This window comes from Rhizobium sp. LEGMi-198b, from assembly GCF_054114205.1.
This window is the reverse complement of the sequence record NZ_JBSYVH010000001.1, coordinates 383,953-405,595: the sequence shown is the minus strand read 5'-3', so window position 1 is coordinate 405,595 and position 21,643 is coordinate 383,953. Positions and strand designations below refer to the sequence as shown.

Sequence of the window (21,643 nt, the reverse complement as noted above, 5' to 3'; positions counted from 1 at the left end):
ATGCCTCAGTGCGTATTCCCTTGGGGCACGCAAAGCCTACCTCTCATAGACCGGTGAATTGAATAATTGGTTGATTTAGGGAAAAGAACAAGAGACATGCATGCCGCAGCCCGCATTTCCCTCGCGAGCGGCGAGGAAGACGACGATGGACGACATACCTTTTTGGAAGAGCAAGACGCTGACGGAGATGAGCACACCCGAATGGGAAAGCCTGTGTGACGGCTGCGGCCTCTGTTGTCTCAACAAGATCGAGGAGTGGGATACGGGCGACGTCTATTTCACCTCGATCCGCTGCAAGTTGATGGACGGCGAAAGCTGTCGCTGCACCAGCTACCCGAACCGCTGGGATTTCGTGCCCGATTGCGTGCAACTGACGCCGGAAAAAGTTCCGGAGCTGGAATGGTTGCCGCCCACCTGCGCCTATCGCCTCGTCAACGAGGGGCGTGACCTCTACTGGTGGCATCCGCTGATATCGGGCGATCCGGAAACGGTTCACATAGCCGGCGTCTCCGCCCGCGGTCGCACGGTCAGCGAAAGCGATGTCGATCTCGACGATTTCGAAGACTACATCGTCGATTGGCCGTTGACGGTGGAAGACGACATGGAGGCTAGTCCTCCGGCAAGGCCATAGATTTCGGCGCCACATTGCGCCATGCCTGCCGCACGAGCGCGTGTATCGTGTCGTCGTCTAGGACATGATGGAAAAGCCGCGTCCAGCCCTTAAGCCCCCAGGCGCCCGGCACGGCGAGGATATGTTCCGAGACGGTTGCCAGCACCATCTGCTGCTGGTCCGGCGTCAGCTTGACAACACAGAATTCAGGGTGCGGAAGCGTCAGATAAATTTTCCCGCGAACGCGAAAATCCCGATTCCCAAAATGCGAGCTCTCCACCGTTTCCGGTAGGCCATGCGCAAAGGAAATGAGGTCGTCGTCGGTCATGAGCGGAAGATTAGCATGGAAGCCGAGTGCACCGCAGCCGTCCGCTTTTCTCCGCCTCGTGCGACGAAAGGGCCGCCCCACCGAGGCCGCTCCTCGTTGAAATAACCGAATACGCATGATATCGCGCGGTGCCTTCGCAAATGCATAGGGAGCCTCCGCGTGATCCGTCATATCGTCTTCTTCACCGTTCCCGATCGCGCCAATCTTGAAGCCGTACGGTCCGGCCTGTCGATCCTGACGGCTATTCCGCATGCGCGCCTGCTGGAGATCGGAACGAACGTGAAGACCGACCAGCTCGGCACCGATGTCGATCTTGTGGTCTATGGCGAATTCGACGACGAAGCGGCTTTGGCAGCCTACAAGGCGCATCCGAACTATCAGCTTTCCATCGAACGCGTCCGCCCGTTGCGCGAAATGCGGATCGCGGCGGACTATGAGAGCACGACGGCGGTGCGGAAGCCGGTCTAGTATGGTCCTTCGCTGAAGGGACAGCTATTCGCCAATCTTTTCAAAAGCCTGGATAGCCTCGCGGAATCAAGTTCGCCGCATTCGCATGCATCGCGCGAAGCTTTTGACTCAACTTCTCACGCCTTGGAAGCAATGCTCGAAAACATGGCGCGAAGCGATTCAAAAGACTCAAGGAAACCCAAGTGTTTTACGTGGGTAAAACACTTGAAGGCCGGTCGTATCGGCCGATTAGGCACCCCCGATCACGGGCGTGCTTATGCGTTGATGATAATCAAGATAGATTAAAAATGACTGACTTTTGCGGTTTACGGCGGAAACCGGTGCCGTGAGCAATTGCGATGCCGATATGCTGCACGCGCAATTTGCCGTGTGCATCATCGATAGGGGGCTGCGGTTGAGATTTGGAGCGTTTGGTGGGCCGCCGCCTTCCCATCGTTGATATCGCCACTGTCGGGTCGAATTGGCGCAAGATCTTAGATGGGATGGACGTCCGACCGCACGTTCTGCGCGTGGAAAATTACGCCCCATTCATTTGCCATTCAGACGCGTTTGGGTAAATATTTGCTCAAGTTAATGTCCCCGTGGGAAGTCTGGAGCATGGCATCATTTCTGAGCATAGCAGCAGCGGCCGCCATCATGGCCGGCTCGGCTGTTCTGCCGACGCCGACGCCGACCCTGGTGGCGCGTGCGAACAGCGACTGCAGCGAGGCTGCCGCCGAGGTGGTTGCAAAGACGGGGGGACAGCTCCTTTCCGCACAGCCGTCAGGCGATAGCTGTGTCATCACCGTTCTCGTCCAGGGTAATGGCCAGCGGCCGCGCAAGGTAACCATGAAGGTGCCGATGTAGGTGGAAACACTTTCACGCCGCCGCGCAAAGGACTCTCTAACGCTTTGAATCTCACGCAAAATCTTTAATGGCCGAGTGATTCCACGCGAGCCTCATTTGCAGTACTATTTCTCAAACCAGGGAAATTGGGTTGGAAGATGCGCATTCTTATAGTCGAAGACGATATCAATTTGAATCGGCAGCTTGCCGAAGCCTTGAAAGAGGCAGGCTATGTGGTCGATACCGCCTTCGACGGCGAGGAGGGGCATTTCCTGGGTGAGACCGAGCCCTACGACGCCATCATCCTCGATATCGGCCTGCCGGAAATGGACGGGATCACGGTACTGGAGAAGTGGCGCGGTGCGGGGCGGGGGACGCCCGTATTGATCCTGACGGCTCGCGATCGCTGGAGCGACAAGGTCGCCGGCATCGATGCGGGCGCCGACGATTATGTCGCCAAGCCTTTTCACGTAGAAGAGGTACTGGCCCGAATCCGGGCGCTGATCCGTCGCGCCGCCGGCCATTCGTCATCGGAAATCATCTGCGGCCCGGTGCGTCTCGACACCAAGAGCTCGAAGGCCACGGTCGACGGCAAGCCGCTGAAACTCACCTCGCACGAGTACAGGCTGCTTGCCTATCTCATGCATCACAAGGGCGAAGTCGTCTCGCGCACGGAGCTGGTCGAGCATATGTACGACCAGGATTTCGACCGCGATTCCAATACGATCGAAGTTTTCGTCGGCCGTCTGCGCAAGAAGATGGGTGTCGACCTGATCGAAACAGTGCGGGGTCTCGGCTATCGTATCCAAGCGCCGACCAATGCGAATTAAGTCACTCACCGCCCGCGTTCTGCTGTTGACCACACTCTGGTCCGCCGTGGCGCTGGTGGTGATCGGCCTCGTCATTTCCAATATCTATCGCAAGAGCGCCGAACGCGGTTTTCAGGACCTGCTGAGAGCACAGCTCTATAACGTCATCAACTCCGTGACGATCGGTGACCAAGGGGCGTTGTCGGGCAGCCCGCAGCTCGGCGACCTGCGTTTCGCTCAGCCGAAGACAGGCTGGTACTGGATGGTCGAACCGCTCGGCACCTATACGGCGACGCCATTGGTTTCGCCCTCCCTCGGCGCGTCGAGCTTGCCCGTTCTCTCGGTTCTGGAAGCGCCTTTCGATAAGAATTACGAGCGCTACTACATCGTCACCGACGCCTTTGGAAACCAGGTACAGGTTGCCGAGACCGAAGTCGTGCTCGATACCGACGGACGCGCCGCGCGCTTTCGCGTCACCGGCAATGTCGCGGTGGTGGAGGACGATGTCCGCAATTTTTCCCATAGCCTCTATTTCGCACTCGTCGGCTTCGGCGTCGGCAGTCTCGTCGTCAACGCTCTCGCGATTCTCTATGGCCTGATGCCGCTCGATAAGGCGCGCGGGGCGCTGGAGCGCATCCGCGCCGGCGAGAGCGAGCGATTGCATGGGGATTTCCCGCGTGAAATCCTGCCGCTCGCCAACGAGGTCAATGCCCTCATCGACAGCAACCGCCGCATTGTGGAGCGCGCGCGCATGCAGGTCGGCAACCTCGCCCATTCGCTGAAAACGCCGATCGCCGTTTTGCTGAACGAGTCCCGCGTGCTGGAACGCTCGCACGGCGATCTCGTCAAGAACCAGGCCGAGGTCATGCAGGGGCAGGTGCAATCCTATCTCAACCGCGCCCGTATCGCCGCGCAGCGCGAATCCGTGCTGGCCCGCACCGACGCGGAGCCGGCGCTGGAGCGGCTGGTGCGCGTCATGCGGCGGCTTAATGCCGATAAGGAATTCGAGCTTTCCGTTTCGCCGCACCTGTCGCTTGCCATGGAGCAGCAGGATCTGGAGGAGACGGTCGGCAATCTCCTGGAAAATGCCGCGCGTTTTGCCGAACGCAAGGTGCGCGTCGCCGCCAACGAAGCGCCAGCCGAGGTAAAGGGCATCGATCCGGCGCGACGGCACTGGGTAGAGCTGGTGGTCGAGGACGATGGGCCGGGCCTGGAGCCGGATCAGATCCGCGAGGCGATGAAGCGTGGCCGCCGGCTGGATGAAAGCAAGCCCGGCACCGGTCTCGGCCTGTCGATCGTCAGCGAGATCACCAACGAATATCAGGGGCGGTTCGAGCTGTCCCGTGGTTCCTGGGGCGGACTTCGCGCCAGCCTAATTCTACCGGGGGTAACAAAGGATGTTGCGTGACGCGCGGCATGATGCCAGAAAGACGCGGTGCGCCATAGTGATGCCGCATCGCAGTACCTCTAGTTTTGCTCGTTGATACTGGTTCGGTTGTATGAAGCTTCGCACTTTTTTTCTGATTGCCCCGTCCCTTCTTGCCCTTATCGCCCTTTCCGGCTGCTCGACCACGAGCGGCAAAGGCGGCGTGACGGGCTTTCTATCTTCCTCCGCTAAACCAGCCTCCTCGGCGCGCTATATCTCGGCCTTGGAGGGCGGCATCGTCGGCCGCACGGGCATCAAGCTCAGCGACAATGACAAGCAACGGGCGCTGGAAGCGGAATATCGGGCGCTGGAAACCGCGCCGCTCGGTCAGCCTGTCGCCTGGACGGGCAAGAACGTCCGTGGCGAGGTCGTGGCCGCCGCTCCCTATCAGGTCGGCTCGCAAAATTGCCGCCAATACACCCATACGATCACGGTCGACGACAAGCCGACCCAGGCGAGGGGAGCTGCCTGCCGCAACGACGACGGTACGTGGACGCCGCTGAATTAGATCCCCCGCCTGAAAATCGCGGCTAAACGCCTCAAATCTTCGTCAATGCGGCTTTGACGGTTGGAATAAGCGGCCTGTTAAAGTATTGGGCGTCTATGCTGTTCTGGATTCTCGTGGCCGTTCTGACGGCTGTTGTCGGTGCCATCCTGCTCTCCCCCCTTTTGCGTGGAGCAAAGGTGGCTGATGACGGTCGTGCCGGCGAGGCTGCCGTCTATCGCGATCAACTTCGCGAGCTGGACCGCGATCTTGCGGGCGGCCTGATTTCGCAGGAAGAGGCCGGCTATGCCCGCGCTGAAATCGGCCGCCGTCTACTTGCCGTTTCAGGCGCCGGACCGAGTGCCGCGAAGGTGCCAGCCCGCGGCCATTACCTTTCCCAGGCCTTCATCATCGTCCTGCTGCCGATCGTCTGTCTCTGTCTCTATCTTGTGAAGGGCAATCCCGGCCTGCCGTCGCAGCCGCTGCAAGCGCGCCTCGAACATCCCGGCAACGATCTCGCCATCTCGATCGTCAAGGTCGAGCAGCATCTGGCGCAGCAACCGGATGACGGCAAGGGTTGGGAAGTGCTCGCGCCGATCTACCTCAAGACCGGCCGCATCGGCGACGCGGAACTCGCCTATCGCAATGTCATCCGTCTGCTCGGTCCCAATGCCGAGCGGCTTGGCAATCTGGGCGAAGTTCTGATCATGAAGGCCGATGGCATCGTGACGGCGGAGGCGCGCAGCTCGTTGCAGCAATCCCTTGCGCTTGATGCCGACAATCCCCGAGCGCTCTTCTATCTCGCTTTGGCGCTGGAGCAGGATGGCAAGGCGGAGCAAGCAAAGACGGCCTTCGAGGCGCTGGCGAAGCAATCGCCCCCCGATGCGCCCTGGATGGCTGCCGTCAACGATCATATCGTCAAGAACGGCGGCGCGGCCGATACCGCCACGGCAGATTCGGCAAATGCCAATGCGCCCGGAAATCCGACCAGCGAGCAGGTTGCCGCCGCAGATGCGATGAACAGCGGCGACCGTCAGCAGATGATCCGCGGCATGGTCGAGGGCCTCGACGCCAAGCTCAAGGATGATCCCAGGAATTTCGAAGGCTGGATGCGGCTGATCCGCTCCTATGCCGTGCTGAAGGACAAGGACCGCGCGGTGGATGCGCTGAAGCGGAGCCTGAAGACTTTCCCGGCCGACGGCGGCGAAGGCAAGCAGCTTCTGGCATTGGCGAAGGAGCTCGGACTGCCGACGGAGGTGACGCAGCAATGACCCGCAAGCAGAAACGTCTGGCTGTCATTGCCGGCGGCATGGGCTTCATCGCCGCCGCAGTGCTGCTCGTTCTCTTCGCCTTCAGCCAGTCGGTCGCCTATTTCTATATGCCGGCCGACCTCGCCAAGAATCCGGTCAACGCCGGTACGCTGATCCGCCTCGGCGGTCTCGTCGGCCAGGGCAGCGTGGTGCGCGGCGACGGAACGCAGGTTCAGTTTTCCGTCACTGACGGTACGGATGTGATCAAGGTCAAATATAATGGTATCCTGCCGGATCTCTTCCGCGAAGGGCAGGGTGTGGTCACGGAAGGCAGGTTCGAGCCGGGCAGCGACATCTTCGTTGCCGACAGCGTGCTTGCCAAGCATGATGAGCGCTATATGCCGAAGGAAGTCGCCGACAAGCTGAAGGCGGACGGCGTCTGGAAGGGCGAGGAAGCCAGCCAATGATCATCGAGCTCGGACACTATGCGCTGGTGTTGGCGCTTGCGACCGCGATCATCCTCTCGATCATCCCGGTCATCGGCGCACGGCGAGGCGACTTGTCGATGATGGACATTGCGCCGGTCGGCGCCGTCGTCTTGTTCGCACTGGTCGCCTTTTCCTTCGGCGTTTTGACTTATGCCTATGTCGCCTCCGATTTTTCGGTGCTGAACGTCTGGGAAAATTCCCATTCGCTGATGCCGCTGATCTTCAAGATCTCCGGCGTCTGGGGCAATCACGAAGGATCGATGATGCTCTGGTTGCTGATCCTGGCGCTGTTCAGCGCCCTGGTGGCGCTGTTCGGGCGCAACCTGCCGGACACGCTGCGTGCCAATGTGCTCGCAGTACAGTCCTGGATCTCGGCCGCCTTTTTGATCTTCATCCTTTTGACCTCCAACCCGTTTCTCCGTCTCAATCCGGCCCCGGCTGAGGGCAAGGACCTCAATCCGGTGCTGCAGGATATCGGCCTGGCCGTTCATCCGCCGCTGCTTTATCTTGGTTATGTCGGCTTCTCCGTCTGTTTCTCCTTCGCCGTCGCCGCTCTGCTCGAAGGCCGCATCGACGCCGCCTGGGCGCGCTGGGTTCGCCCCTGGACGCTGGCTGCCTGGACCTTTCTGACGCTCGGCATCGCCATGGGCTCCTATTGGGCCTATTACGAGCTTGGCTGGGGCGGCTGGTGGTTCTGGGACCCGGTGGAGAACGCCTCCTTCATGCCTTGGCTCGCCGGCACCGCGCTCCTGCATTCAGCGCTCGTCATGGAGAAGCGCGATGCGCTGAAGATCTGGACGATACTCCTGGCGATCCTGACATTCTCGCTGTCGCTGCTCGGCACCTTCCTGGTGCGGTCCGGCGTGCTGACCTCGGTGCATTCCTTCGCCAGCGATCCGACGCGTGGCATCTTCATTCTGTGCATCCTCTTGATCTTCATCGGCGGGGCGTTGTCGCTTTTCGCCCTGCGCGCCCCGAAGCTTGCCGCCGGCGGCCTGTTCGCCCCGATCTCGCGTGAGGGATCGCTGGTGTTGAACAACCTCATTCTGACGGTTGCCTGCGGCACGGTGCTGACGGGTACGCTTTATCCGCTGGCGCTGGAAACACTCACCGGCGACAAGATTTCCGTCGGCCCGCCCTTCTTCAACATGACCTTCGGCCTGCTGATGACGCCGATCCTGATCGCGGTTCCTTTCGGGCCGCTGCTTGCCTGGAAACGCGGTGATCTGCTCGGCGTGCTGCAGCGGCTCTATGTCGCCGCAGGCCTTGCTCTGATCGCGGGTCTCGCCCTGTTCTACGTCCGCCATGGCGGACCGGTGCTTGCCGTTTTCGGCCTGGCCGCCGGTTTCTTTCTCGTTTTCGGCGCAGTGGCTGATCTCTGGTACCGCGCCGGTATCGGCAAGATGGCGGGGAATATCGCGTGGCGGCGTCTGGTCGGTCTGCCGCGTTCGGCCTTCGGAACGGCGCTTGCCCATGCCGGGCTCGGCATCACCGTGCTTGGCATCGTCGCGGTGACGACATTCCAGTCCGAAAACATCACCGAGATGAAGCCGGGCGGCGCGGCCGAGCTTGGCGGCTATACGCTGCACTTCGAAGGCATCCAGCCCGGCGTCGGCCCGAACTACACCGAGGATCGCGCCCGGTTTACGGTCAGCCGCGGCGGCGTCGCCATCGCCAACGTCTCGTCCTCCAAGCGGCTTTTCACCGCCGGTCGCACCGCCACGACCGAGGCCGGCATTCTGACGCTTGGCCTCAGCCAGCTTTATGTCTCGCTCGGTGATCCCACCAATGATGGTGGCATGGTCGTGCGCATCTGGTGGAAGCCCTTCATCATCTGCATCTGGGGCGGCGCCATCGTCATGGCGCTCGGCGGCTTCGTCTCCTTGAGCGACCGCCGCCTGCGCGTCGGCGCGCCAAGCCGCAAGGCAAAGCCGGTCCGCCCAGCGATGGAGCCGGCGGAATGAGGCGCGTGTGGCCAATTCCGCTTCTCCCCGTGGGGGAGAAGGTAAAGGCGCTTATGCGTCTGCTCCTTATTGTTCTACTTCTTGCTCCCACCGCCGCCTTCGCAGTCAATCCCGACGAAGTTCTTCCCGATCCGGCCCTTGAGGCCCGGGCGCGGACGATTTCGGCCGAATTGCGCTGCATGGTCTGCCAGAACCAGTCGATCGACGATTCCAATGCCGATCTTGCCCGCGACCTGCGTCTCCTAGTGCGCAAGCGCCTCGTTGCTGGCGACAGCGACAAGCAGGTGCTCGACTATATCGTTTCCCGCTATGGCGAGTTCGTGCTGCTGAAGCCGCGCCTCAGCGAAAAGACGTTGTTGCTCTGGGGGGCGCCGGCTGCTCTCTTCGTTCTCGGTGGCCTCGCTCTTGTCATCTATGCCCGGCGCCGCGTGGGTAAGCCGACGGGCACCCAGCTAACGGCAGAAGAAGAAGCGCGTCTGAACGACATTCTCGGCAAGTGACATTGCACGACAAGTTGTCTTTACCGCATCGAAAACATTTCGCTACATTACGAATTTTTCATTGGTCGGACAGTTCGCTGTAAGGTCGGAAGGCCTATATCTTGCCCATGACCCATCACCGCCGGTTCCATCGGCAAAGAGAAATCGGACGAGAGAAGAAAAGGTAACTCGCATATGTTCAGGAATATCAAGGACGCTTTGTCCCGTAGCACGGCTATGAAAGCTTCTGTCGTCGCCGGCCTCGCTGTCGCTGCTCTCGCCACTGGCGTTCCCGCTGAAATCAGCCGCTCCTATGCCGATGCCGTCAATGTCCAGGCCCCGCAGGTCCCGAGCTTCGCCAATGTCGTCGACGCCGTATCTCCGGCAGTCGTTTCCGTTCGCGTCGAATCCCGCGTCAATCCGGTCGCTGATGAAGACGATTCCTTCGGCCTCGGCCGTGGCTTCGACGAACTGCCGGATGATCATCCGCTGAAGAAGTTCTTCAAGCAGTTCGAACAGCAGCAGGGCCATAACCAGCAGCAGGGCCAGCAGAAAGGTCAGCCGGACAACAAGGGCCGCCTGCGCCCGGTTGCTCAGGGATCCGGCTTCTTCATTTCCGAAGACGGCTATCTCGTCACCAACAACCACGTTGTTTCCGACGGTGCGGCCTTCGTCGTCGTCCTCAATGACGGCACCGAACTTGACGCCAAGCTGATCGGCAAGGACCCGCGCACCGACCTCGCGGTGCTGAAGGTCGATGGCAAGGGCAAGAAGTTTACCTATGTCAACTGGGCCGATGACAACAAGGTTCGCGTCGGCGATTGGGTCGTTGCCGTCGGCAACCCCTTCGGTCTTGGCGGCACGGTCACAGCCGGCATCGTCTCGGCCCGCGGCCGCGATATCGGCTCCGGTCCCTATGATGACTTCATCCAGGTCGACGCAGCCGTGAACCGTGGCAACTCGGGCGGCCCGACCTTCAACCTCAACGGCCAGGTCGTCGGTATCAACACCGCCATCTTCTCGCCGTCAGGCGGCAGCGTCGGCATCGCCTTCGCAATCCCCGCCGATACCGCAAAGAACGTTGTCACCGATCTGATCAAGAGCGGTACCGTATCGCGTGGCTGGCTTGGCGTGCAGATCCAGCCGGTAACCAAGGATATCGCCGAATCCCTCGGCCTGTCCGAGCCGAACGGCGCGCTCGTCGTATCCCCGCAGGATGGCTCTCCGGGCCAGAAGGCAGGCATCAAGAACGGCGACGTCGTGACGGCCGTTAACGGCGACCCGGTCAAGGACCCGCGCGATCTCGCCCGCCGTATCGGCGCGATGCAGCCGGGCTCCAAGGTCGATGTTTCGCTATGGCGTAACGGCAAGGCTCAGTCGGTCACCGTCGAGCTCGGCACGCTGCCGGCCGACCAGAACCAGGCTTCGAACGACGACAATTCGCAGCAGCCCCAGCCGCAGCAGCCGTCTTCGGAGAAGGCGCTTGCCGATCTCGGCCTCACCGTCGGTCCGTCCGATGACGGTAAGGGTGTCGCGATCACCGGCGTCGATCCGGACTCCGATGCCGCCGACAAGGGCGTGAAGGAAGGCGAGAAGATCACCTCGGTCAACAACCAGCAGGTCTCCAATGCCGGAGACATTGCCAAGGTCATCGATCAGGCGAAGAAGGACGGCCGCACCCGCGCGTTGTTCCAGATCCAGTCCAACGACGGCAGCCGCTTCGTCGCTCTGCCGATCACTGCGGGCTGATTTTCGGCCAATTGAATGCATTGGGAGCCGCGCAGGCCACGGCTTGCGCGGCTCCTTTGTTTCCAGGGCATGGTTTCCAACATGCGCGATCGTGCAGGACCATGGCTTATCGACGAACGGCTTTCAGGGCAGGTAGAAGATGACAACCGCTGGCCAACATACTGTGAACTTTTCCGATTCCGGTTGTGCTGAGGCATCGCCGGCGGGTAATGTTGCCCACATGAAGATTTTGATTATCGAAGACGATCTCGAGGCTGCCGCCTATCTCACCAAGGCGTTTCGCGAGGCCGGCATTGTCGCCGACCATGCGAGCGACGGTGAGAGCGGCCTGTTCATGGGCACGGAGAACGCTTACGATGTCGCCATCATCGATCGCATGCTGCCGCGCCGCGATGGCCTTTCCGTCATCAGCGAGCTGCGTCGCAAAGGCGTGCATACGCCTGTTCTCATTCTCTCCGCTCTCGGCCAGGTCGACGACCGCGTAACCGGCCTTCGTGCCGGCGGCGATGACTACCTGCCGAAGCCATACGCCTTCAGCGAATTGCTCGCCCGCGTCGAAGTCCTCGGCCGCCGCAAGGGCACGCCGGAACAGGATGTTCTCTACCGTGTCGGCGATCTGGAGCTCGACCGGCTGTCGCATGAAGTTCGCCGCGGCGGCAAGGAGATCCTTCTCCAGCCGCGCGAGTTCCGCCTGCTCGAATATCTGATGAAGAATGCCGGCCAGGTAGTGACGCGCACCATGCTGCTCGAAAACGTCTGGGATTACCATTTCGATCCCCAGACGAACGTGATCGACGTACACGTCTCGCGCCTGCGTTCGAAGATCGAAAAGGACTTCAGCCAGCCGCTGCTGAAGACGATCCGCGGCGCCGGCTACATGATCAAGGACGAGGGATGAGCCGCTTTCGCGTTCTCTTCAAGTCTACCGCAGTCCGCCTGTCCGCCCTTTACATCCTTCTTTTTGCGCTCTGCGCCGCCACGCTCGTCTTCTACGTAACGGCCATGTCGGAGCGGTTGCTGACCGGGCAAATCCGCGATGCCGTGCAGCAGGAGGTCAATCAGGTCAAGCGCGCCTACGATGTCGGCGGGCTGAACCTGTTGCTGCGCACGATGGAGCGTCGCGCGCGCCAGCCGGGCGCCAATCTCTATGTCATCGCCAGCCCCTCCGGCGATATCCTGGCCGGCAATGTCGCCTCGGTGCAGCCAGGCGTCCTCGGCGAAGCCGGCTGGACGGAATTGCCCTTCATCTATGAGCGCTATACCGACACCGGCACCGACCCTGAACGACGGCACCTGGCGATCGCCAATATCTTCCTTCTCGACAACGGCCTGCGCATTCTGATCGGTCGCGACCTTGGTGAACCGGAGCGGTTCCGGGTGCTGGTGCGGCAAGCCTTGATGCTGGCGCTGGCGATCATGGGCCTCGGCGCGCTGGTCATCTGGTTCGGTATCGGCCGCAACGCGCTGAAGCGCATCGACCGCATGACCGATGCCAGCCGCAAGATCATGGCCGGCGATCTCTCACAGCGGCTGCCGGTCGGCGGCTCCGGCGATGAATTCGACCGCATGTCGGCATCGCTGAACGCCATGCTGGAGCGCATCGAGAAACTGAACGAAGGCTTGCGGCAGGTCTCCGACAACATCGCCCATGATTTGAAGACGCCGCTGACACGGCTGCGCAACAAGGCCGCGGGCGCGCTCGACAATGCCGACAGCGAAGGGCGCCGTGTCGCGCTTGAGGGCATTATCGGCGAGTCCGACCAATTGATCCGCACCTTCAATGCGCTGCTGATGATCTCTCGCGTCGAGGCCGGTTCCGTGGCCGCCGAGATGACCGGCATCGACCTTTCCTCCATCGTTGCGGACACGGCCGAGCTTTATGAGCCGGTAGCCGAAGAAGCGGGTCTGGCGCTGACGACCGAGATCGAGCCCGATGTCGAGGTGCAGGGCAATCGCGAGCTGATCGGCCAGGCGATTTTCAATCTGATCGACAACGCCGTCAAATATGCCTCGGGCTGTCCGGGCAAACAGACGGTCGTGTTGAAACTCTCGCGTACGCCGGGTGCCGTAAACCTCGCCGTCGCGGATCATGGTCCGGGCATTCCTGCCCATCAGCGGGCGGATGTGGTCAAACGCTTCTTCCGTCTGGACGAGAGCCGCTCCAAGCCTGGCACCGGCCTTGGTCTTGCTCTGGTGGAAGCGGTGATGGAGCTGCATGGTGGACGGCTCGAACTTTCCGATACCGACCCGGCCAGTACAAACGCGCGCGGTCTGACGGTAACCATGATCTTCCCCACGCAGGAACAATAGATTAATCCTGCCCTACCGGATTGCTTCATACAGGGTCTCCATATCGGCTTCCGATCCTGGAGATCACGCAGGATTCAAGATGTTACTGCGTGCCTAGCACGTCCGCTCGGACGCGCGGCGCAGTAGGAGGAGAGCTGCATGACGATGACGGAAAGCGATTTTCTGCAGGATGTTCCGCCCGGGCGGCTTCGCCCGCTCAATCAGACGGAGCTGAAAGCGACGCTCGCCGACCTCAAGGATATCGCAGCATCGGAACCGGGAATAGCCGCTCTTCTCGGGAGCGACAGCCCGTTGCGCGACTTCATCTTCGCCGCGTTGACGCTCTCGCCCCATCTCCGCGAAATGGCCAATCTCGACCCGGCGCTTCTCGTCACAGCCATCAGCAGGCCGTTGTCGCCGCAGATCGAGGCCCTGGTAGCCGAGGCGCGCCGCGCCTGGCTGCCGGCGCATGACGGAGCGTCGTCGCCTTCTGAATCTGAGGTTATGAGCCGCCTGCGCATCGCCAAACGCCGTGCCTCATTCCTGATCGCGCTCGCCGATCTCGCCCGCATTTTCGACGGAAGAGCGACGACGCGCTGGCTGAGCGCCCTTGCCGAAGCCTCGATTTCGGCAGCGATCGATCATCTGCTCTTATCGTCGCATGAGGCCGGCAAGATCGCGGTTCGCGATCCTTCCACGCCGAGCCGTGGCTCCGGCCTCATCGTGCTCGGCATGGGCAAGCTCGGCGCCGAGGAGCTGAATTATTCCTCCGATATAGACCTCGTCGTTTTCTTCGACGAAATGGCGGGCATCGTTGCCAATCCCGACGATGCGATTGACATCTTCCCGCGGCTGATGCGCCGCCTGGTGCGCATCCTGCAGGAGCGCACCGCCGACGGCTACGTCTTTCGCACCGATCTCCGCCTGCGTCCCGATCCGGGGTCTACGCCGCTTGCCATCCCCGTCGATGCAGCAATGATCTACTACGAGGGCAGGGGACAGAACTGGGAGCGCGCCGCCTTCATCAAGGCGCGTGCCGTCGGCGGCGATATTGCGGCCGGCCAGGCCTTCATCCGCGACCTCGTGCCCTTCGTCTTCCGCAAATATCTCGATTACGCGGCGATATCGGACATCCACTCCATCAAGCGGCAGATCCATGCGCACAAGGGTCATGGGGCGATTGCCGTCAAGGGTCACAATGTCAAGCTTGGCCGCGGCGGCATCCGCGAGATCGAGTTCTTCGTGCAGACGCAGCAGTTGATCGCCGGCGGCCGCATGCCTGCGCTGCGCTGCCGCGCCACCGAGGAAACATTGGGGGAACTGACCAAGGCGAAATGGATAGACGCGGAAACGCGCGACGAACTGACGGAAGCCTATTGGTTTCTGCGCGATGTCGAGCATCGCATCCAGATGGTGCGCGACGAGCAGACGCATCTGCTTCCCGAAACGGATGTCGAGTTGAAGCGTATCGCCTTCATGATGGGCTTTTCCGATCTGTCCGGCTTTTCCGAGGCGCTGGTTGCCACGCTAAAGACGGTGGAGCGGCGCTATGCCCGTCTATTCGAGCAGGAGACCAAGCTTTCGACCGAAACCGGCAACCTCGTGTTCACCGGTCAGGGCGACGATCCCGATACGCTGAAGACGTTGCGCCGCCTCGGCTTCGAGCGCCCCTCCGATATCTCCCATGTCATCCGGACATGGCACTATGGCCGCTATCGCGCCACGCAATCGGTCGAGGCGCGCGAGCGATTGACTGAATTGACGCCGGAATTGCTGCGCGTGTTCGGTGAGAGCAAGCGGGCAGATGAGGCGCTGCTGCGTTTCGACAGTTTCATCTCCGGCCTGCCGGCAGGCATCCAGCTTTTCTCGCTACTCAGCACAAATCCGGCGCTGCTTTCGCTCATCGTCAATATCATGTCGTCGGCGCCGCGGCTTGCCGAAATCATCGCCGCCAAGCCGCATGTCTTCGATGGCATGTTGGACCCGGGCCTGATGGCGGAGCTGCCAACGCGCGACTATCTGGCCGAGCGGATCAAAAGCTTTCTGGCGCCTGCGGTACACTACGAGGAGGTGCTGGACCGGCTGCGCATCTTCGCCTCGGAACAGCGCTTCCTGATCGGCATCCGTCTCCTGACAGGCGCTATCGCTGGCGCCATGGCCGCCCGTGCCTTTACCTATCTTGCCGATCTGATCGTGGAAGCGGCATTGAACGCGGTGATGAAGGAAATCCAGGCGGCCCATGGCGATTATCCAGGCGGTCGCGTTGCCATCGTCGGCATGGGCAAGCTCGGCAGTTTCGAGCTCACCGCGGGTTCAGACATCGATATCATCCTGCTTTACGACTATGACGATGAAGCCGGCGAATCCACAGGGCCGAAGCCGCTCGATGCGACGCGCTATTTCACTCGCATCACCCAACGGCTGATGGCTGCGCTCTCCGCGCCGACGGCGGAGGGCGTGCTCTATGAAGTCGACATGCGCCTGCGTCCGTCCGGCAACAAGGGCCCGGTCGCGACGCGCATCAATTCCTTCGAGAAATATCAGCGCGGAGAGGCCTGGACCTGGGAGCATATGGCGCTCTCCCGTGCGCGCCTGATCTGCGGCGACGCGGATCTCGTGCTGAATGCGGAGCGGATCATCGGCGAGGTGCTTTCGGCAAGGCGCGATGTTCCCAAGATCGCCAAGGATGTCGCCGAGATGCGGGGGCTGATCGAGCAGGAAAAGCCGCCCGTGAGCATCTGGCATCTGAAGCTCATACCCGGCGGCCTGATCGATATCGAATTCATCGCGCAATATCTTCGGCTGATCGCACCCGCCCGGGGCGTCGGGATCGACGCCAATGGCCTCAGCACCGGCGAGGCGCTAAAGCTGCTGGGCGGCAGCCTGATGGACCGCAACGATCTAGACCTCTGCCTGGAGGCGTTGCATCTTTATACCGAATTGTCGCAGTTGATCCGGCTTTGTGTGGATGGCCCGTTCGATCCGGACAAGGCGCCTTCGGGCCTGATCGAGCTGGTTTGCCGCGCCGGCGATTGCCCTGACATCAAGACGCTGGAAGCGGAACTGAAGCGACTTTCGAAAGCGGTGCGGAAAGTCTTCCAGTCGGTTGTGAGAGCCTAAAGCATGTCGCGCAAAAGTGCGCAGCGGTTTTGCGCTAACGACATGCGCAAAATCAAGGCTTAAAGCGCAAGGAGTGAATCCCAGAGATCGCGATGCGCTTTAGCTCAGCCGTGATCGGGAATGCGAATGGCAATCAAGGTGCCGATGCCTTCGCGTGAGCGGATGCGCATGCGGCCGTGATGCAGTGTCGTCAGCGACCGGGAAATGGCGAGGCCAAGGCCCGAGCCTCCCTTGCTCTTGGCATATTGGTTCTGCACTTGCTCGAACGGCTGACCGATCTTGCTCAGCGCCGACTTCGGGATGCCGATGCCGGTGTCGGCGATCGTTAACATCACCGCGTCCCCGACCTTGCGTGTGCGCACCGCGATACGGCCGCCGTCATTGGTGAACTTGACGGCATTGGAAAGAAGATTGAGCAGGATTTGCTTCATGGCGCGGCGATCTGCCGTCAGCTTGATGCCGGAGGAGATACGCTGTTCGACAAGGATGTTTTTGTAGGCAGCCGGAATGGAGGTGAAGCGCAGGCACTCCTCGATCAACGGCGCAAGATCGATCCGCTCGCAGGAGAGCTTGAGGTGCCCCGCCTCGATCTTCGACATGTCGAGGATGTCGTTGATGACATTCAGCAGATGCTTGCCGCTGTCGTGGATATCCTTGGCATATTCATTGTATTTCGCCGAGCCCAGCGGACCGAACATCTGATCCTGCAGGATTTCGGAGAAGCCGAGAATGGCGTTGAGCGGCGTGCGCAGTTCGTGCGACATGTTCGCGAGGAATTCCGATTTGGCCTTATTGGCGGCTTCGGCGCGTTCCTTTTCTGCGAGGTAATTGGTGTTGGCGGTCGAAAGCTCCGCCTTTTGCCGCTCGAGGATCTGTCGCGAGGCGGAAAGATCGTTGATCGTCGCCATCAACCGGCGTTCGGAATCGCGCAGGCGTTCCTGGTTGCGCTTCAACTGGGTGATGTCGGTGCCGACGGAAACGAGGCCGCCGTCGCGGGTGCGGCGTTCGTTGATCTGCAGCCAGCGCTCGTCGGCAAGCTGCACTTCCGTCGTTTGCGAGTGGCTGGAGCGGCCGGGATCGACAATGCGCCGCTCGATGACCGGGCGGGCCGCGGCGGCGTTGACCACGGCGCGTTCGGTGCCCGGCACCAGCACATTGTCCGGCAGGCCGTAAGCTTGCTGGAAATGGGCGTTGCACATGACCAGGCGGTCATTCTTGTCCCAAAGCACGAAAGCTTCCGAAGTGCATTCGATCGCATCGGCCAGACGTTGGTCGGCCTCGGCATAGCGCTGAGCCAGCCGATGTTGTTCGGTGACGTCCATGGCGATGCCGATCATGTGGACATGACCGGAATTGGTGCGGATGACCTGGGCGCGGGCACGCATCCAGACATAATGTCCTTTGGCATGACGAATGCGCAGGATCTGGTCCACCTGGCCGGCAGTGCCGCGGGTGACCGATCGGGCCAGCACATGCAGGCTGTTATCATCGGGGTGCATCATCCGGGCCGCGTCGGTGAAGGAGAGCGGCCGGTCGGCGGCCGGCAGGCCGAGCATGTCGTACATCGATCGCGACCAGAAGAATTCGCGGCTGGCGAAATCAAAATCCCAGAGACCGCAGCGCCCGCGTGACAGCGCGGTCTCGACGCGCAGATTGGACTCGAGGAAGATCTCGTCGGCATCGCGTGCCCGTTTCACCTGGGTGTAATAGGCATAGAGGATGACGAGCAGGATCGAGGAAATGCCGGCAAAAAGCGTGACATTCAGCGTCAGCTCATCGCGCCAGAGCTTGTCGATCTGCTCCATCGAGGCGGCCGACAGGACGAAATCGCCCTTGTCTCCGATCAAGGAAATCGCCGCGTAGAAGGGCGCTCCGTCGATCATCGTCTCGATCACGCCGGCATGGTCGCCGAAACTTCGGATGGCTGACACTTCGGGGAAGAAATCGGAGATGGTCAAGCCTATATAGGCGGAGCCGGCGGCAGACGACCCGAAGACACGGCCGCTCGCCTGCACGAGAAGGACGAAGGCGCCGGTGTCGAGCCGGTCCTGCGGAAGGTAAGTCGCAAGTTTCTTTTCCGCGCCGCTTCGGTCGCCGATCTGGAACAGGCTGGCATCGTTGGAAAAGGCCGCGGAAGCGGCGGCGATGGAAAGCGACGTCGCCCGGCGCGCAGCCGCGGTCATCCGCCCATGCTCCATCATCATGCCGAAGAAATGCGACGCGGCGACCACCATCAGAAAGGAGACGATGAGGACGGGAATTACCCGTTTCAGGATATGTTCGGCCTTCGGAAAACGGCGCGAAACCGTTTCCGCCCGTACGCCCGCTCGATCGGCAACACCGCTATGCCAGGATTTCAGACCGTCGAAATTAACACGCAGCCGCCCATCGGCCGCGGTTGCCCGCCGCACGTCCACCATCGCTCTAGCCTTGTCCCTCGTGTGATTCGCTGCGCCGCTCGCCCGAATCTGCCTTAATGAATCACTCGTGATTCGCCTTGTCCAGAGGGGAGGGTAAAACTTTCTTAACCATATGCGATTTCGAGGCTTTTTGCACTCGCAATGGTAAGGTGACGGCGCGCGGGACTCGTTCCGGCTGAAAAAAGCGGGCTCAAATCACCCGCTTTGATCTCGGACAAGCAAGTGAAATTCACTCCTTGAGGATGCGATCCACAATATCGCGAACATCCGTCGAAAGGTTGGCGGCGCGTTCGATTTGCATCAGAGCGGAGCGGGCGTGATCGGCACGAACGGGTTCCAGCAAGCGCCAGGAACGCATGGAGGTCAGAATGCGTGCCGCCAACTGCGGGTTGCGCTGGTCGATGTCGAGGATTTGCTCTGCGAGGAAGCGATAACCGGCTCCATCCGCACGACCGAAGCCGGTCGGATTGGCAAAGGCGAAGGTGCCGACGAGAGCGCGCATGCGGTTGGGATTGGTGCGCTTGAAAAGCGGCGTTTCCATCAGGCCCTGGATGCGCTCCAAGGTCGCCGCGCCCGGAATAGCCGCCTGGATGGCGAACCATTTGTCGATGACCAGCGCGTTTCCGGTGAAGCGATCATGGAAGGTCTCGAGCGCCGCCTTGGCCTCCGCCGTCTCCGGAAACCGGTGGGCGAGGATCGTCAGGGCGGCACTGAGATCGGTCATGTTGTTCGCCGCATCAAAGGCCGCTTTGGCGCGAGCCGGCGCATTGTCCGACTGCGACAGATAGGTGAGCGCGGCATTCCGCAATGCTCTGCGTCCGGCGCTTGCGGCATCCGGGCTGAAGGGTCCCGGTGTCTGCATGTTGTCATAGAGTGAAGCGAAGATTTCTTTTCCGGCTTCGGCGACCAGCGCGAGGATCGCCTGACGGCCGGTATGGATTGCGTCCGGATCGTTATTGCCGCCAAGTTCGCGGGCAATGTCGGCTTCGCTCGGCAAAGCCAGCGCCTGAGCGCGGAAGGCTGGCTCCAGGCTCTTGTCGCTTGCCGCCGCCAGAAGCGCATCGATGAATGCGGCGTCGCAAGTGACAGGGATGCCTTGGCGTGTATCGCGGGCGGCCTGCAGCAGGTTCGGCAGGCCAAGGTCGATCAGCGCCTGCCAGCGTGCGAAATGGTCGGTTTCATAATGAGCGATCAGCGCCAAGTCCTTGGCGCTCTGGCTGAATTGCAGATTGATCGGTGTCGAGAAGCTGCGGTTCAACGACAGCACCGGCCGCGAGGGAATGCCGTGGAAGACTGCCGTCTGCGCCCGCGTAGTCAGGTGCAGGACGTCGTCGGTCAGTTCCGCTCCGGTCACCGATGTCGGCGTCAACAACGTCCCATCCGCGGCGAAAAGCGCCGTGCGCAGCGGGATATGCATGGGTTCCTTGTTCGGCTGGCCGGGAGTGGCCGGCACCATCTGTTCAAGCGACAGCGCGAAGGTCTTGGCGCCGGCGTCGTAGGTGCCGGAGGCGGTTACCAGCGGCGTGCCGGCCTGATGGTACCAGAGCGAGAACTGCGTCAGGTCGCGGCCACTCGCATCTTCGAAACATTTGATGAAATCCTCGATCGTCACCGCCTGGCCGTCGTGACGGTCGAAATAGAGGTCCATGCCCTTCTTGAACAGATCGCGGCCGAGGAGGGTGGCGATCATGCGGGTGACTTCGCTGCCCTTCTCGTACACTGTCGTCGTGTAGAAGTTGTTGATCTCACGATATTTGGTCGGGCGGACCGGATGGGCAAGCGGGCCGCTGTCCTCCGGAAACTGCTCCGATTTCAGATGACGGACTTCGGCGATGCGCTTGACCGGCCGCGAGCGCTGATCGGCGGAATATTCGTGATCGCGATAGACCGTCAGGCCTTCCTTGAGGCAGAGCTGGAACCAGTCGCGGCAGGTGATGCGATTGCCGGTCCAATTGTGGAAATATTCATGCGCGATGATCGCCTCGATATTGGCATAGTCGGCATCGGTGGCGATTTCCGGATCGGCCAGCACGTATTTGTCGTTGAAGACGTTGAGGCCCTTGTTCTCCATCGCCCCCATGTTGAAATCGGAGACGGCGACGATCATGAAAATGTCGAGATCGTATTCGCGACCGAACCGCTCCTCATCCCATTTCATCGAGCGCTTCAGCGCATCCATGGCATAGGCTGCGCGGGGCTCTTTGCCATGCTCGACATAGATCTTCAGCGCCACTTCACGGCCGGACATCGTGACGAACGTATCCTCGACTACGCCGAGATCGCCGGCGACAAGCGCGAAGAGATAGCTGGGCTTCGGATGCGGATCAAACCAGGCGGCGAAGTGCTTGCCTTCGCCATAACCGGCCCCGCCGAGAAAATTGCCGTTCGACAACAGCAGCGGATTGGCCGCTTTATCCGCGATGATGTTGACCGTATAGGGAGCAAGTACGTCGGGGCGATCCGGGAAATAGGTGATGCGGCGGAAGCCCTCGGCCTCGCATTGGGTGCAATAGATGCCGCCTGTGCGGTAAAGTCCCATCAACTGCGTGTTGGCTTCGGGGTTGATGACCGTCGTGATCGTCAGCTCGAAAGGCACGCTTTCCGGCAGGTCGCGGACGGTCAGGCTTTCCGCCGTCGCCTCGAATTGCCCGGCCGGAACTTCGATCTGGTCGAGCAGCAGTCCCGAAAGGGTGAGCTCGTCGCCGTCGAGCACTAACGGCGCCTTGGTGTCGGTGCCTTCGCGGCGATGAAAGATCAGCCGCGCTTCGACCTTGGTTTCGGTCGGGTGCAGATCGAAGGTGAGGTCCACGCGTTCCAGAACGAAGTCGGTGGGACGGTAATCTGCCAGATGGACGATCTGGCCGGTGTCTGTTCGCATGGTCTATCCTGATCAGGCTCATACTGCGGCGGGCGGCGTTGATCCGAAGCAGCGCT

Annotated in this window: 17 protein-coding genes; 14 read left to right on the top strand and 3 right to left on the bottom strand. The window is 61.2% G+C overall.

The genetic code is table 11. The features are described 5' to 3' along the window. The first annotated feature begins 145 nt into the window (after positions 1-145). Positions 146-631, top strand: coding sequence for a YcgN family cysteine cluster protein (locus tag ACXHXG_RS01915; RefSeq protein ID WP_104822443.1), 486 nt, complete (start codon positions 146-148; stop codon positions 629-631). Here the strand turns inward: ACXHXG_RS01915 and ACXHXG_RS01910 are convergent. Beyond that, on the bottom strand, positions 609-938 hold the full coding sequence (locus ACXHXG_RS01910) for an MmcQ/YjbR family DNA-binding protein (RefSeq protein WP_285168069.1): 330 nt from the start codon (positions 936-938) through the stop codon (positions 609-611). The two genes, ACXHXG_RS01915 and ACXHXG_RS01910, sit on opposite strands and share 23 nt — an antisense overlap. 159 nt (positions 939-1,097) lie before the next feature. On the opposite strand from ACXHXG_RS01910, the gene ACXHXG_RS01905 reads away from it, so the two are divergent. The 13 genes from ACXHXG_RS01905 (at position 1,098) to ACXHXG_RS01845 (ending at position 16,289) form a co-directional block, all read left to right on the top strand. Then, a complete protein-coding gene (locus tag ACXHXG_RS01905) occupies positions 1,098-1,406 on the top strand; it encodes a Dabb family protein (RefSeq protein ID WP_104822444.1) in 309 nt (102 codons plus the stop codon). A gap of 597 nt (positions 1,407-2,003) precedes the next feature. Then, positions 2,004-2,252, top strand: a complete 249-nt coding sequence (locus tag ACXHXG_RS01900; RefSeq protein ID WP_104822445.1) for a hypothetical protein — start codon at positions 2,004-2,006, stop codon at positions 2,250-2,252. A gap of 137 nt (positions 2,253-2,389) precedes the next feature. Continuing rightward, positions 2,390-3,061 (top strand): response regulator transcription factor, encoded by a 672-nt coding sequence (locus tag ACXHXG_RS01895; RefSeq protein WP_104822446.1) that lies wholly within the window; start codon positions 2,390-2,392, stop codon positions 3,059-3,061. After that, the gene (locus tag ACXHXG_RS01890; RefSeq protein ID WP_104822447.1) at positions 3,051-4,448 is read left to right on the top strand and encodes a sensor histidine kinase; all 1,398 of its coding nucleotides are present in this window, start codon (positions 3,051-3,053) and stop codon (positions 4,446-4,448) included. Before ACXHXG_RS01895 ends, ACXHXG_RS01890 begins: the two co-directional genes overlap by 11 nt. Before the next feature lie 91 nt (positions 4,449-4,539). Further along, complete coding sequence (locus ACXHXG_RS01885; RefSeq protein ID WP_104822448.1) at positions 4,540-4,974, top strand: RT0821/Lpp0805 family surface protein; 435 nt, start codon at positions 4,540-4,542, stop codon at positions 4,972-4,974. A gap of 95 nt (positions 4,975-5,069) precedes the next feature. After that, positions 5,070-6,221: a c-type cytochrome biogenesis protein CcmI gene (gene ccmI, locus ACXHXG_RS01880; protein WP_457898339.1), complete on the top strand. Its 1,152-nt coding sequence runs from the start codon at positions 5,070-5,072 to the stop codon at positions 6,219-6,221. Beyond that, positions 6,218-6,667 (top strand): cytochrome c maturation protein CcmE, encoded by a 450-nt coding sequence (ccmE, locus tag ACXHXG_RS01875; protein ID WP_457898338.1) that lies wholly within the window; start codon positions 6,218-6,220, stop codon positions 6,665-6,667. Before ccmI ends, ccmE begins: the two co-directional genes overlap by 4 nt. Next, positions 6,664-8,652: a heme lyase CcmF/NrfE family subunit gene (locus tag ACXHXG_RS01870; protein WP_457898337.1), complete on the top strand. Its 1,989-nt coding sequence runs from the start codon at positions 6,664-6,666 to the stop codon at positions 8,650-8,652. Before ccmE ends, ACXHXG_RS01870 begins: the two co-directional genes overlap by 4 nt. Before the next feature lie 53 nt (positions 8,653-8,705). Further along, the gene (locus ACXHXG_RS01865) at positions 8,706-9,152 is read left to right on the top strand and encodes a cytochrome c-type biogenesis protein (RefSeq protein WP_457898336.1); all 447 of its coding nucleotides are present in this window, start codon (positions 8,706-8,708) and stop codon (positions 9,150-9,152) included. 174 nt (positions 9,153-9,326) lie between these two features. Beyond that, entirely contained in the window at positions 9,327-10,880 is a 1,554-nt protein-coding gene (locus ACXHXG_RS01860; protein ID WP_104822453.1) for a Do family serine endopeptidase, read from the top strand. Between the two features lie 139 nt (positions 10,881-11,019). After that, entirely contained in the window at positions 11,020-11,778 is a 759-nt protein-coding gene (locus ACXHXG_RS01855) for a response regulator transcription factor (protein ID WP_104822454.1), read from the top strand. After that, positions 11,775-13,190: a sensor histidine kinase gene (locus ACXHXG_RS01850; protein ID WP_283049659.1), complete on the top strand. Its 1,416-nt coding sequence runs from the start codon at positions 11,775-11,777 to the stop codon at positions 13,188-13,190. The genes ACXHXG_RS01855 and ACXHXG_RS01850 overlap by 4 nt, the downstream gene beginning before the upstream one ends. Positions 13,191-13,328: 138 nt before the next feature. After that, complete coding sequence (locus tag ACXHXG_RS01845) at positions 13,329-16,289, top strand: bifunctional [glutamine synthetase] adenylyltransferase/[glutamine synthetase]-adenylyl-L-tyrosine phosphorylase (protein ID WP_457898335.1); 2,961 nt, start codon at positions 13,329-13,331, stop codon at positions 16,287-16,289. A gap of 104 nt (positions 16,290-16,393) precedes the next feature. Here the strand turns inward: ACXHXG_RS01845 and ACXHXG_RS01840 are convergent, their stop codons facing one another. Both ACXHXG_RS01840 and pepN read right to left on the bottom strand, forming a co-directional pair. Further along, positions 16,394-18,709, bottom strand: coding sequence for a PAS domain-containing sensor histidine kinase (locus ACXHXG_RS01840; protein WP_457898334.1), 2,316 nt, complete (start codon positions 18,707-18,709; stop codon positions 16,394-16,396). A gap of 229 nt (positions 18,710-18,938) precedes the next feature. Next, complete coding sequence (gene pepN, locus ACXHXG_RS01835) at positions 18,939-21,587, bottom strand: aminopeptidase N (protein WP_457898333.1); 2,649 nt, start codon at positions 21,585-21,587, stop codon at positions 18,939-18,941. Between the last annotated feature and the right edge of the window lie 56 nt (positions 21,588-21,643).